This window comes from Mucilaginibacter celer, assembly GCF_003576455.2.
GTDB classification, from domain to species: Bacteria; Bacteroidota; Bacteroidia; order Sphingobacteriales; family Sphingobacteriaceae; genus Mucilaginibacter; species Mucilaginibacter celer.
Genome location: NZ_CP032869.1, coordinates 5349421 through 5362890 on the forward strand (window position 1 = coordinate 5349421; position 13470 = coordinate 5362890).

11 protein-coding genes are annotated in these 13470 nt (G+C 46.9%); 2 read left to right on the forward strand and 9 right to left on the reverse strand.

Going from position 1 to position 13470, the window contains the following annotated elements:
• Positions 1-104 precede the first annotated feature (104 nt).
• Positions 105-1199 carry a zinc-binding metallopeptidase family protein gene (locus HYN43_RS22050; protein WP_119406092.1) on the forward strand — a complete coding sequence of 365 codons (1095 nt, stop codon included), beginning with the start codon at positions 105-107 and terminating at the stop codon, positions 1197-1199.
• Positions 1200-1265: 66 nt separating this feature from the next.
• Here the strand turns inward: HYN43_RS22050 and HYN43_RS22055 are convergent, their stop codons facing one another.
• From HYN43_RS22055 to HYN43_RS22080, 6 genes are all read right to left on the reverse strand, one after another.
• Positions 1266-2141 carry a transglutaminase family protein gene (locus HYN43_RS22055; protein ID WP_119406093.1) on the reverse strand — a complete coding sequence of 292 codons (876 nt, stop codon included), beginning with the start codon at positions 2139-2141 and terminating at the stop codon, positions 1266-1268.
• Positions 2141-4693, reverse strand: coding sequence for a circularly permuted type 2 ATP-grasp protein (locus HYN43_RS22060; protein ID WP_119406094.1), 2553 nt, complete (start codon positions 4691-4693; stop codon positions 2141-2143). The genes HYN43_RS22055 and HYN43_RS22060 overlap by 1 nt, the downstream gene beginning before the upstream one ends.
• A 129-nt stretch (positions 4694-4822) precedes the next feature.
• Entirely contained in the window at positions 4823-8164 is a 3342-nt protein-coding gene (locus HYN43_RS22065) for a transglutaminase family protein (RefSeq protein WP_119406095.1), read from the reverse strand.
• Between the two features lie 475 nt (positions 8165-8639).
• The gene (locus tag HYN43_RS22070; protein ID WP_119406096.1) at positions 8640-9077 is read right to left on the reverse strand and encodes a VOC family protein; all 438 of its coding nucleotides are present in this window, start codon (positions 9075-9077) and stop codon (positions 8640-8642) included.
• Positions 9077-10048, reverse strand: a complete 972-nt coding sequence (locus HYN43_RS22075) for an ankyrin repeat domain-containing protein (protein WP_119406097.1) — start codon at positions 10046-10048, stop codon at positions 9077-9079. Before HYN43_RS22075 ends, HYN43_RS22070 begins: the two co-directional genes overlap by 1 nt.
• Positions 10041-10430 (reverse strand): glyoxalase superfamily protein, encoded by a 390-nt coding sequence (locus HYN43_RS22080; protein WP_119406098.1) that lies wholly within the window; start codon positions 10428-10430, stop codon positions 10041-10043. Before HYN43_RS22080 ends, HYN43_RS22075 begins: the two co-directional genes overlap by 8 nt.
• Positions 10431-10481: 51 nt before the next feature.
• Between HYN43_RS22080 and HYN43_RS22085 the strand changes: the two genes are divergently transcribed.
• The gene (locus tag HYN43_RS22085; RefSeq protein WP_119406099.1) at positions 10482-10982 is read left to right on the forward strand and encodes a VOC family protein; all 501 of its coding nucleotides are present in this window, start codon (positions 10482-10484) and stop codon (positions 10980-10982) included.
• Positions 10983-11284: 302 nt separating this feature from the next.
• On the opposite strand, the gene HYN43_RS22090 is transcribed toward HYN43_RS22085, so the two are convergent.
• The 3 genes from HYN43_RS22090 to HYN43_RS22100 all read right to left on the reverse strand — a co-directional run bounded on the left by HYN43_RS22090 (position 11285) and on the right by HYN43_RS22100 (position 13264).
• Positions 11285-12040: an SDR family oxidoreductase gene (locus HYN43_RS22090; protein WP_119406100.1), complete on the reverse strand. Its 756-nt coding sequence runs from the start codon at positions 12038-12040 to the stop codon at positions 11285-11287.
• 70 nt (positions 12041-12110) lie between these two features.
• A complete protein-coding gene (locus HYN43_RS22095; RefSeq protein ID WP_119406101.1) occupies positions 12111-12683 on the reverse strand; it encodes a Crp/Fnr family transcriptional regulator in 573 nt (190 codons plus the stop codon).
• Positions 12680-13264 (reverse strand): Crp/Fnr family transcriptional regulator, encoded by a 585-nt coding sequence (locus tag HYN43_RS22100; protein WP_119406102.1) that lies wholly within the window; start codon positions 13262-13264, stop codon positions 12680-12682. The genes HYN43_RS22095 and HYN43_RS22100 overlap by 4 nt, the downstream gene beginning before the upstream one ends.
• Positions 13265-13470 lie beyond the last annotated feature (206 nt).

A 13470-nucleotide genomic window follows, 5' to 3' on the forward strand; every position in this document is an offset into this window, starting at 1 on the left:
TATCCCTTTTGCAATTTGCCGTGTATTTTTCAATCTCCTAAAACCCGCGGCTATATAATCTGTTAACTCACAGGCTATAACAACCAGATAGCCTGAAACAGGTTATGAAACTATTTAAATGCACCAATTGCGGGCAACTATTATATTTTGAAAACAGCTTATGCGAATGCTGTAAACATGTACTGGGCTTTACCCCGGAAGACATGACCCTCCATACCCTTGTTGGCGGAGACGATGGCACTTACAGCCTGCACGGTTATAAAAAACCATTCTTTGGTTCGGGTAAAAATCAGCCGCCTAAGTTCAAATACTGTAAAAACCACGAGTTTGATGTTTGCAACTGGCTCATCCCGGCCAATGACCCGGCTGTTTTTTGCAAGGCTTGCGAATTGAACCATATCGTACCCAACCTTGCCGATCCGGAACATTTAAGGCAGTGGCGATTAATTGAAATTGCCAAGCACCGGCTTATTTACTCGCTTTTACAGCTTAAACTCCCGTTGGTAAGCAAAATACAGGACATCGAAAAAGGCCTGAGTTTTGATTTTTTAAGCGACGCTGATCCTTCGCAAAGAGTGTTAACGGGGCATGAGAATGGTTTGATTACTTTAAATGTAGAGGAAGCGGATGATGACAAGCGCGAGCAATCGCGCCTGCAGATGAATGAACCATATCGTACACTGCTCGGCCATTTCAGGCATGAGGTAGGCCACTATTATTGGGACAGGTTGATTGACAACAGCGGGTTTATTGATGAATACCGCCGGCTATTTGGCGATGAGCGGGAAGATTACAGCCAGGCCCTGCAACGCAACTACAACGAAGGCCCTCCTGCCGATTGGAACCAGAACTACATCAGCACCTACGCCAGCTCGCACCCATGGGAAGATTGGGCCGAAACCTGGGCACACTACCTGCACATTATGGATACGCTGGAAACTGCCGATGCCTTCGGCATGAAAGTTTCGCCCCGCGTTGCCGATAAAGACAGCGGCTTAAAAGCAGCCATCAATGTAAGCCCTTACCAGGAACAAAATTTTGAGCGCCTGCTTGACCTGTGGCTTCCGTTAACCTTTGCCATGAACAGCATGAACCGCAGCATGGGTAATGCCGATATGTACCCTTTTGTTATTCCGCCTAAAGTTGTGGAGAAGCTGAGTTTTATACATAGGGTTTGTTTTGCATCGAAGGTAGGGTAAACGCAATTAAATGAATTTTTTCTTGCGCTCGTTACAAACGAGCGCAAGGTTTAAGATTTTTATTTTTTACTCCACCCTCCGCACATCCACATTCACAATCATCCGCTGCCCTGCGCCGCTATACACAATCCCTTTCAATGGCGTAACATCAGCAAAATCCCGCCCGAAGGCTGTACGCACGTGCCTGTCATTAACCAATAGGTTGTTGGTGGCATCAAACTCTGTCCAGCCAATTTCAGGAATGTACAGTGCTATCCAGGCGTGCGAAGCATCGGCACCAAAAAGTTTGGGCTTGCCTGGCGGCGGAATGGTTTCAATATAACCGCTCACATACCTTGCCGCCAAACCGATAGATCGCAAACAAGCCAGCGAAAAATGCGCAAAATCCTGGCAAACGCCTTTTTTGTGCATAAAAACATCTTCTACCCGGGTACTTGTATCAGTAAAGCCGGGTGTAAAATCAAAATCATTAAATATGCGCGAGTTGAGATCGAGCATGGCTTCCATAATCGGCTTGCCGGGGGTAAAGGATTGTAATGTGTAATCGCGGATCTCATCTATAAACCGAATATGGGCCGATTCAAGATAAAACTGGCGGATATCATTATCAGCCTCGGCGCTTCGCAGCCAGATTACCACGTTTTCCCAGGGCATGGTATCCTTGGGGTTGGCTTTGATCCAAACGGGCTCGGCTATCTCTACATTGCTTTTTATCTCAACACTCAGTTTGCGGTGAAACTCCTCTATCGAAAAATAAATAAACTTGTTACCAAAAAAATCTTCGCGGGTAGCCAGCAGGCGTGGCTCGGGGTGAATCTGGTAGTTGATCTTTTTTACTTCCTGAAAACTATGATCAACCGGCACCTGGTAAACCAGGTTATGGCATAACGAGGCCCTTTGCTGGTACTCGTAGCGGGTAATATGGGTAACCTGGTATTTCATTATAATTCGGGTAGCGGGTTGTTACTTTTTACAAAACTGTACTGGCTTTGGGTGGGGCTGAAATAGCTTTCGTAAATAGCGCCCGATGCCTGCCCCAGCGTAGTAATTAAATGGTGCAGAAAATCGTGCAGTTTCTTTTTGCTCAGCTCATCATCAGCATCGGGGGTTACCAGCTTATTCACATCGCAAAGCCTGATCATGGTTAAAGCCTCCAATAGTTTTTTCCTTGCCGGGCTTAAACTGCCTTCGCTGTTATCATCGGGCAGTTGCTTCAGGTGTTCATCAATTTTTGATACCAAAAATGCTACCGATTTGGGGTTATCCTCATTTATCAGCAGTAAATTAAGCACACCCTGCATCTGCAGTGTCGATCGGTAAAGGTAGCGGTAGGTAACCAAACTTTCGTGGCTCATCAGCACCAGCTCCATTAATTGCTTTTCCACATCTGGTTTTACATCGATGGCTAAAGCGGCCTGTAAAATGGTGCAGGTGTTCATGGCCTGCTCTAAAAAGCGGCCCGTATTGAGTAAACGCCAGCTCGAAGCCCGGGTCATGTTATCATTATTAAGGCCGATGAAGGCCATCAGCTTTATGATAAACTGATCGAGATTGTGATAGATTTTGTGCAGGTTATCGCCATTCTCCTTCATCAAGTCCAACTCTTCTGATATACTGTCCAGGATCCGCCAGGTATCGAGGCTTAGCCTGTCGCGCACGGCGTAGCCATTGGTTAAAAACGATTGCAGCGATTGGGCCAGTGTGCCTGGCCTGCCGGTTTCAACAGCAAGCGAAAGCAGTTCCTTTTCGGGCTGGGTTAGTTTAACCTGGTCTTCGTCGGCAAAACCGGGGAGGGTGCCGGTTAATGCGCTCAGGCTTTTTAACAGGATCACCAGTGTCTGGTCGGTTTCCGGGTGGATCTCGTCATCGCGCTCGTTGTAAATTTTTAGTACGATGCGCATCATCCGCACATTACTCACCGCCCTGTCCAGGTATCGGCCCAGCCAGAAAAGGCTTTCGCCGGTGCGGCTTGGTAAAATGTTTTTAACCTGCCTTAGCGGTTGCCGGCTTACCGGCTGCTGAGGCGGGTTTTGCGGCAAAGGCCCCAACACCCAGGTATCCTTACTGATGCCGCCCGACTGGTTGGAAATAATAAATCCATCCTTAGCCGGAAAGCTGCGCGATAAGCCGCCCTGCATTACATGGTAGGCCTGTTTTTCGGTATCGGCCACCACATAGCTCCTGAAAATGGCGTTGCTCGCCTCCAGGTTATTATCAATAAGCGATGGGGTGGTGCTCAGGTTTACCACTTCCTGCGCCACATATAAATAAGGGCGGGTATTGATCTCTTTTTTAAGTTCTTCTATCTGCTTTTTGCTCAGCTCGCTGCCTATGTATGGCCGGTTTTCGTTGCTGCGATAGGTAGAGCGGATGATTAAAAAAGGCAGGTTATCAAACACGTATTTCCTTTCTTTTTCGTGCCCGCACCACCACGTAGCTACTGATGGCAATATCAGTTCTTCATTTAACAGGTGGCGGCTTAACCGCGGCAAAAAGGCCATCAGACCGGGGTTTTCTAACACACGGCAGCCCAGCGGGTTAATCACCGTAACCTTTTTTTGCCTCACGGCCTCCATCAGGCCTACAACACCCAACTGCGATTTGCCGAAAAACTCCAGCGGATCGCAAAAAATATCATCTACACGCCTTACAATAACATCAACTTTTTCAAGGCCTCGCAGGGTTTTAAGCCATACGTAGCCATCGCTCACGGTAAGATCCTGGCCAAAAACAAGCGTGATACCCAATGAGGAGGCCAGGTAAGCATGCTCAAAATAGGTTTCGTTTGCCGTACCCGGCGATAAAAGCACCACCCGTGGGTTCTCTTTATTTTGGAGTGCGAGTTTGGTTAGGGTGTTTTTTAATGTTTGATAATAGGATGAGATCTTGCGTACCTGGTTTTCACGGATCAGATCCGGAAACACCCTTGTCATGGCGGCACGGTTCTCTAATGTATAACCCGCTCCGGATGGGGCGTCGGTACGGTCATGCAGCACCCACATTTTGCCTAACGGCCCCCGAACCAGATCGGCGGAATATTGAATGAGCTGAAATTTACCGGGGATCTTGATCTTATCGGCCTGGCGCAGAAAACCTTTGTGGGTAAATACCAGGTCAAAAGGGATAAAACCTTCTTTAATCAGCCTGCGGTCGCCATAAATATCGGTTAAAATCAAATTCAGCAACTCGGCACGTTGAGTTAACCCCCGCTCAATGGTTTCCCATTCCTGCTGGCTGAAAACCATGGGTACCGGGTCAAGCTTCCAGGGGCGGTTAATGCCGTCCGGGTCGCTGTACACGTTATAGGTAACACCGTTATCCCGCAGTTCCTGGCTAATTTCCCTGCTGCGCTGCTCCATTTTTTCGAGGCCCAGCTCGTCGTAGGCATGCGCTATTTTTTTCCAATGTTCACGCACCTCGCCGCCCGGAGCGGCAAGCTCATCAAAAAAAGGTTTGGCAGTATTACCGGCCTGCTGCAGGTACGTTTCAATCATGTTCCAAATCTCTTATTTTTCGGCTATAAAAATTTGTCTGAATCAGAATTTACAGAATTTTTAAATTAACAGAATGCTGTCGGATTTCCAATTCTGAGCATTCTAAAATTCTGTAAATTCTGATTCAGACTACAAATTCGTAGCATTTTTATACCGCCTCAAATCCATAGTATACGGGTACTCAGGGTTTACCACCTGTTGCGTAATGGTGTATTGCGGCAGGATATTCATTTTGGTAACAAACCTGCCCCCGGCTGTTTGCTGGCTTGCGGCCGGCTCAACCAGGTTAACCGAATGCCCAAAATCAAAGAAACGCGAAATTACCCTCGCTTCGGCCTCGTAACTGTTTACCGGGAAGGTATCATAGCTTCGCCCGCCCGGATGCGAAACATGGTACTGGCAGGCGGCTATTGATTTTTGCGTCCAGTTATCATACAAATCAAACACCAGCGGCGTATCAATGCCTATGGTTGGATGCAGTGCCGATGGTGGCTGCCAGGCGCGGTACCTTACCCCAGCAATATATTCGCCTTGTATACCGGTGCTTTTTAGGGGGATTTTTAAGCCGTTGCACAAAAAGGTATAGCGCGAATCGGTAAGCCCCGAAATTTTTACCTGCACCCGCTCCAGCGATGAATCAACAAAGCGGGAAGTGCCCGAACTCGACATTTCTTCGCCCAGTACGTGCCATGGTTCGATAGCCATTTTTATTTCGATGTTGATATCATCAACCTGCAATTCGCCCAGGAAAGGGAAGCGGAAGCTGAAAAACGGTTCGAACCACGAAATATCAAAACCGTAACCGGCATCGCGAAGACTGTTAACCACCTCGGTCATATCCTTATAACAGTAGTGCGGCAACAGGAAACGATCATGCAGTTCAGTTCCCCAACGTACCAGTTTATGGTTGTATGGCGTTTTCCAAAACCAGGCCAGCAACGTACGGATGAGCAGGAACTGCACCATACTCATGCGGTAATGCGGCGGCATATCAAAACCCCTGAACTCGAGGATGCCCAGGCGGCCGCTCGATGAATCGGGCGAATAAAGTTTATCGATGCAAAACTCCGAGCGGTGGGTATTGCCGGTGATATCTGTTAAAAAGTGGCGGAAAATCCTGTCCACCAACCAAAACGGCACCTCATTCTCCTTCAAATCGGGGATTTGTTGAAAAGCTATCTCCAGTTCATAAAGTGTTTCCATCCGGCCCTCATCAACACGCGGGGCCTGGCTGGTTGGGCCGATAAATTGTGTGGAAAACAGGTACGATAAACAAGGATGGTGCTGCCAGAAGGTAATAAAACTACGCAACACATCCGGCCTGCGCAACAGCGGGCTATCGGCCGGGGTTTCGCCACCGAGCGTTACGTGGTTACCACCGCCCGTACCGGTATGCCTGCCGTCGATATTGAACTTTTCGGTAGCCAGGCGCGATTCTGCTGCTTTTTTGTACAGGATCTCGTAGTTGGTAGCCAGTTCGCGCCAGCTTTTGGCCGGGTGGATGTTTACTTCAATAACGCCGGGATCGGGCGTGATCATCATTTTGGTAACCCGGTTATCCGTAGGCGGATCGTAGCCCTCTATCAATACAGGCATTTTCAGTTTTTCGGCGGTACGTTCAACCGCGTTAACCAGGCTTAAGTAATGCTCAAAATAACTGGTTGGCGGGAAAAACACGAATAGCTTACCCTGCCTTGCCTCAACCACTAAAGCGGTTTTAAATATAATGTCGGTGTTGTTAAAAGGGGTATTATCGGCTGCTTCTTCAATAGCATCGGGCAGTGCATCTACATCAGCAAACAGGCTTCGTTCGGCCAGCTCTTCCTGTTCGGCAGGGTCGGTATATTGTATCGAATCCAACGGCAAACGTAAACCAACCGGCGAGTTACCCGGTACCAAAAACAGGTTATTGCGCCGGAAAGCCCATTTACAGCTTTGCCAGTTGTTTTGAAAAATATCCCACTTAACAGGCACCACATATCCAACCGGCTCGTTAAGCCCGGTATTCAGCAACTCGGCCAGCTTTTGCCTTTCCAGGGGCGATTTTAAATCAACCTTCAGCGGATCGACATTGATGGGCGTTTTGCTTTCTTCCCACAAAAAATAAAAAGGGTCTTCATAAGTTGGGGTAATATTTTTTTTGTCGATGTGCAGTTCGTGTGCCAGGGTTTGCATAAACTGATCAGCCTCTTCGGGGCCAAAGCCATAATCTTTGGACAGATCGGCCATCAGCTCATCATTATGCCACATCGGCACGTTATCCTTACGCCAGTAACAGGCCAGTTTCCAGCGGGGCAGCGGTTCGCCGGGGTACCATTTGCCTTGTCCGTATTGCATCAGGGCCCCACTGCCGTACTCGTTTTTAAGTTTGTGGAACAGGATGTTTGACAGGCGGCGTTTATGCTCGCCATCGGCAGCCGAGTTCCATTCGGGGGCTTCATAATTATCTATCGATACAAAAGTTGGTTCGCCGCCCATGGTGAGGCGTACGTTATTGGCCTCAAATTCGGCATCAACCTGATCGCCCAGGGCCATGATATCGTCCCATTGCTCGTCTGAGAATGGTTTGGTTACCCGTGGTTTTTCTTCAATACGGGTGATGGTATTTTCGAAGTGAAATTCGGTATCGGCCGGATCGGCCAGACCACTGATAGGGGCGGCACTTTGCGGATCGGGCGTGCAGGCCAGCGGGATATGCCCCTCTCCGGCAAACAAACCCGATGTAGGATCGAGCCCCACCCAACCGGCGCCGGGTAGGTAAACCTCGGCCCAGGCATGCAGATCGGTAAAATCTTCGGCTGCGCCCGATGGGCCGTCTAATGATTTGATATCGGGCTTCAGTTGCACCAGGTAGCCCGATGCAAAACGAGCAGCTAACCCAAAGTGCCTGAGCAATTGTACCAACAGCCAGGCTGTATCCCGGCACGAACCGGATTTAAGCTCCAGGGTTTCCTCGCACGATTGGATGCCCGGCTCCATGCGGATTTGGTAAGCTATTTCCTTATACAGGAGTTGATTTACATCTACCAGAAAGTTTTGGGTAACCGTATTTTTATTGAGCAGCTCGCTTGCTTTCTCGGTCAAGTCCATCAGCAGCGGCCCATTTTCGGTTACTTCCAAATAAGGCACAAGGTTTTTTTGCAATGCCTCATCATAATCAAAAGGGTAGTGAACGGCATATTCCTCCACAAAAAAATCAAATGGGTTGATCACCACCATATCGGCTATCACCTCTACATCAACGCTAAACTCATTTACCTTTTCGGGGAAAACGATACGGGCCAGGTAATTGCCAAAGGGATCCTGCTGCCAGTTGATAAAATGTTTTTCGGGCAGGATTTTTAGCGAGTAGCCTTTAATCATGGTACGCGAATGCGCCGCCGGGCGTAAGCGGATAACGTGCGGCGAAAGCGAGATGTGTTTATCGTATTTGTAACTTGTGAAGTGACGGATAGCTACTTTTATCGACATAAATGGGGTTTTATGTTATAAAAATATCCTATTTGTGGTAAAATGCTCAATAAAAGAAGTTGTTTTTTATGAAATTTTTAAACAAATGCCATTATTGCAAAAAAATGGCAAAATAAGAGGCGATAATTGATAAAAATATAGTTTTGTCAGGCCTCGATTTTTGCGAAGCATTGTTGAATTTAAATTTAAAGCCTTTTAAAGTTCCGCAAGTTCATTTGTTTTGGAAGATTTCTTCATTTCCTTCCGTGGGGTATAGCCTTCAACTTAAGCAAAAAAGCGGTGGAATTGTGCGATTCCCCTCTTGAGAGGGATGGAGGGGTGTGTTACTCTGCGCGAGGTTATCGCTCGCATAACACACCCCCTGCTCTCGCTTTTACCCGTCGCGCCCCCTCTCAAGAGGGGAATTTAAAAGCCTGTTTCTTAACTTAACGGCTATGCTTTATATTAAAGGGGATATTTTAATAAAAACAGCTTTCTACAATTGATTTTCTTTTATCCAATCACCATAAGCTGTTTCCTCCGCCACATCAGTGGGGCTTTCAAATTCAAGGCGGTATCCATCCGGATCTTTTACACTCACAACCCACATGTTATTGCCAACAAAAGGCTCGGCAAGGCTTAATCCGTTTTGCTTAAATTCATGATACAAAGCCAGCGCGTCGACACACTGATGGCAAATAGTGACGCCTGCGCCCCGCGGCCCGGATTGTTCTGCGTTAGGTACACGCGGCTGTTGAAGCATAATGGCTACGGCGTCGCGCGTGAGCCAGCACCACTCAATTTTACCCCGGGGCGCCCATTGGTTGGCGAGTTTAAAACCAAGGCCATCAAGGTAAAACTTTAGCGAGATTTCCATATCCGTCACCATAAAAAATGGTACGGATAGTTTAATATTTTGCGGAATTGTTTCCATCAGGCATTTTTTAAACGGTTTGCAATCCCGGTATAGCCTTTTCGTTGGGCCCAAACCAATGGCCTGGCCCAATCGGCTCCGGCCAGTTCGGGGTCGGCTCCTTGTTGCAAAAGGTAATCAACCATTTCTGCGCGGCCCCAGCGGGCTGCCATGCCTAAAGGCGTACTTTGATAATCATCGTCGATACTGTTCAGATCTGCCCCGTGTTTCAATAATAATTGCACTTTGGCCATATCTCCTTTTTGGGCCATGTTGTGTAAAATGCTTACCTGCTGCCAGCTTTGGGTATTGGGGTTCATGCCTTTTTCCATCATGTAGGAAGCCCCATCCAGGCGTTCAAAATAATACGCAGGCGTCCATTTTAAAATATCGGGTACTTTGGCGCCGTGGCTAATCAACAAATCGGCCATTGGGCGGTTGTTGTGTTTGGCGGCAAAAGTTAATATTCCCTCCCCCCAAAAAAAAGTTTCATCGAGGGCAAATTCGGGATGATTTTTCAATACAGCTTCGGTTGCTGCGAGGTCTTCCCGATCAACCGCCTGCTCAAATTCCATTTGCTCCGGGCTGCGGTTATAAAAAATTCTGCCATTATCGCCAAAGTATTTTTGTTGCTCCGGATGGGCTGCATAATCATTTAGCATTACAGCTATTTCGGTATATCCCCTATCTTCGGCTATAACATTAAGGTTATCTAAAAAGGGATAAATCCGGTAGCCGGGCGCATGTGCACCTTCATTAAGCAGGTATTTTACCATGGCAGTGTGCCCCTCGCGTACCGCAAAATGTATGGGTGGCGTGTAATTATATTGGGCGTAAATAAGTTCGGGGCATCCGGTTATGAGGTTTTTTAACTTTTCGAGGTCGCCCTGGTAGCTGGCTATTAATGTTTCCCATACTTTATCTGTAGTTGAAATAACCTTATTGGCTACTTGCATCGGTACGCCGAGACTCATTTCAGACGGTTTAATCATCTGTTTTTATCATGTTGATATTCTGGCAAAAGCGCAATGTATTTCCATCCACATCGGTAACGTAAAACTCCCGCCGTCCCCAGGTTTGATCAACCGGCCCCTGGTGCACCGGCGAGTTGGGTTTGGCGGAAGTGTTGAGCCCGCGACTTTTATATTTTGCAAAAAGCGCGTCCACATCCGTTGTGTATACGTAGATCACTGATCCAAAAAGCCTGTCGCTTTCGTGCGTGGTGATTTGCAGTTCCATTTGTTCATGCCCCAGATCAACAACCGGCGAATCGGGAGTATCATCGGGCCAGGTCATCAAAAAATCCAAAACTTCGGTATAATGCCGTATGGCGGCACGCATATCGCTTACTTTAAGTAACGGGATGATTTGCATGCATCTAAGTTAATTAATGAATTGATTATATTTATGCCTAAATAGCTCATTATGAAAAGATTTACGTTGGTTGTTTTATTACTGATTAGCTTTGGTTTAGGATATGGTTTTAACCGTTTAATTAACCCGGTAAATTCGGGCCCGCGGGTTACAAGCCTGGGCGGCATCTTTTTTAAGGCCAAGGATCCTGTGGCTTTGAAGGCCTGGTATAATAAAAACCTCGGCATCCCGATGGGCGATTACGGTGCCAATTTTGAATGGCACCAGGGTATGGATAGTACCAAAAAGGGCTTTACGCTTTGGGCGCCGTTTAAAGAAACAACCAAATATTTTCAACCATCCGAAAAACAGTTTATGATTAATTACCGGGTTGTGCAGTTGGATGCGCTGCTGGCGAAATTAAAGGCCGCAGGTATTATGCCCACAGATACGGTAGAGCGGGTGAGTTATGGCAGCTTTGTACACCTGATGGACCCGGAAGGGAATAAAATTGAGCTTTGGGAGCCCAATGATGTGGAGTATGCAAAATTGGGGACGGCGACGGCTAAGTAAATTTCAGGCCATTTAAAAGTATTAAGAATAGCATTTACAACACGTATTGTGAGGCACAAAGCAATCGCGGATTGTACAGGGCACACTTGCTTAACCTCTCTGTTTCCGTGCGATTGCTTATACCATGTTTAAAAACACGTTGTCATGCTGAGGAACAAAGCATCTTCTACAACAAGCACAGCGGTTATGCAGGGCGAAGAAGATGCTTCGTTCCTCAGGATGACAAGATGGTGATGTCATATTTGCTTCAGAGGCCTCGGCTTTTACCTACTCAGTAATAACGATACTTTAATAGCTTTGAGTTACCGCTGATTAGCCGGCTCGGCAATCCAATCGGCATATTTTGTTGGGCCGAGGTAAACTGCATTTGAAGTAGTTAAGGTATCAGCCTCGATTGCCGCGCCCGAATACAGTGCATTGGCATCGGTTTCAATCACAAGGTTTTTGCCGGTAGCTTCAGCATATTGTTTAATCCAGGCAGCCATATCAAATTTTTCGGGACCGCCAATTTCAAGGATAGCGTTGGCGGGCTGTGCAACCGCGGTTTGGGCCATAAAGGCAGCTACATCCTTACTGGCAATAGGCTGGATATTGGCGTCAGGTAAAGTCACTTTCCCATCAGCAGTACTCATGTAAACTATACCGCCGGCAAATTCAAAAAATTGGGTGGCGTGAACAATGGTGTAAGGGATGCCCGAGGCCTGGATCAGATCTTCCTGTACCTGTTTTGCCCTGAAGTAGCCACTGGCCTGCAGGTTTTTGGTACCTACAACAGATAAGGCGATGTGGTGCTGCACACCGGCTGCCTTTTCGGCCGGCATCAGGTTTTCATTCGCGGTTTTGAAAAAATTCATCACCGCGGTATCTTCAAATGATGGCGAGTTGGATAGATCCACTACTACCTGGGCGCCCTGTAAAACTTCGGTTAAGCCTTCGCCTGTAAGTGTGTTTACGCCGTTGTTGGGTGAGGCTGCTACAACATCATATCCGGCTGCTTTTAGTAAAGCAACTGTTTGACTACCAATAAGGCCGGTGCCGCCAATAACTACTATTTTCATCTCTGTAAAGTTTTAAATGATTTGATGATACAAAGATGGGCAGCCAAACGCCGGGAAAACTTAAGCTGGTTTAAGAAACAAATGCGGCCTGCAATTGGCGTAAAACTTCGGGCGAAACGCCGATGTAGGATGCAAAGATCTCATCCGGAATCCTTTGGATCAACACCGGGTAAGTTCGGCGGAAATAATTATAAAAATCCGGTTTGGAGGTAGTGGCAAATGTTTTTTGCTTATACAAAGCCGCCCCGTAAGCCCGTTCATGAATTTTATTAAAATACAGCGCCATAACGGGGAATTGCAATAACATGGCCTCGTAATTTGCCCGGCTCAGGCAGGTTATTTCCGAATCTTCCATGGCGGCAATGGCATATACCGCGGGCTTGCTATCGCAAAAGGTTTTATAATCGGTTAACCACCAGTTTTCGAGTGCAAAATGGATCACCTCCCGCTTATCATTATAGTCGTAAAATAAATACAGGCAGCCTTGGTTAACAAAGTAAATGGTATCGCAGGTTGCTCCCTCGCTTAAAAGCACGGTATCTTTTTTAACTGCTATCGTTTCAAAAAAATGAGACAGCTGTTCCCGTCGTATAGTAAAACCGGGAAGGAGTTGTTGGATATGGGCGATGAGCTGTTGGGTCATAGGGGTTTATGTTCAATGCGTTTTTTACGCAATTCGCTCAGGTATTCGGGTGTGAAACCTAAAAAGGAGGCTAATACTTTTTGCGGGATACGTTGAATAAACTCGGGGTACCGGGATTCAAAAAGTTCGAAAATTTCATTTTTGGGCATTCTCGAAATCATTCGCACTCTACTAAGGGAGGCTGCAAAAGCGCGCTCATACATCAGTCGGAAATATTTTTCCATCAAAGGAATTTCTTCCGGCAGTAGAGCGTAGTTTTTAGCGCTCAACACCAATACTTCGGCATTTTCAAGGGCCTGGATGGTATACGTTGATCGTCGCCCGGTACGGAAAGCATCCAGATCGGTCATCCACCAATTTTCGAGCGCGAGCTGCATGGTTTGCTCCATGCCGTTGCTATCGATAAAAAACAAACGAAGGCAGCCTTTTACTACAAAAAAGTACGCGTTGCAGGGCTTGTCTTCTTCCAGTAACAAATCCTTTTTTTTATACATCCGGGCTTCGAAATACGACAGGATTTTTTGTCCGTCGGTTTCGCGATTGCCCGTTATTTTCTGGATATGTTGTATCAGCGGATGCACGGTATAAAAATACCAATATATTGTGTAAACCGTGCTTTATTGGTTAGGCTTTGCGCCACAACCATTTAAAAACATCAATTAATGATTTGTTTCTGCAGCAGCTTTATTTTTAAGTATATACCTTGTTGATGTACTTAAAATTGGATATTAAGCGCAAGTTCGGAATAAGAAAAAACTTATGCAGGTTACAGCCAGAGGAAGCATTT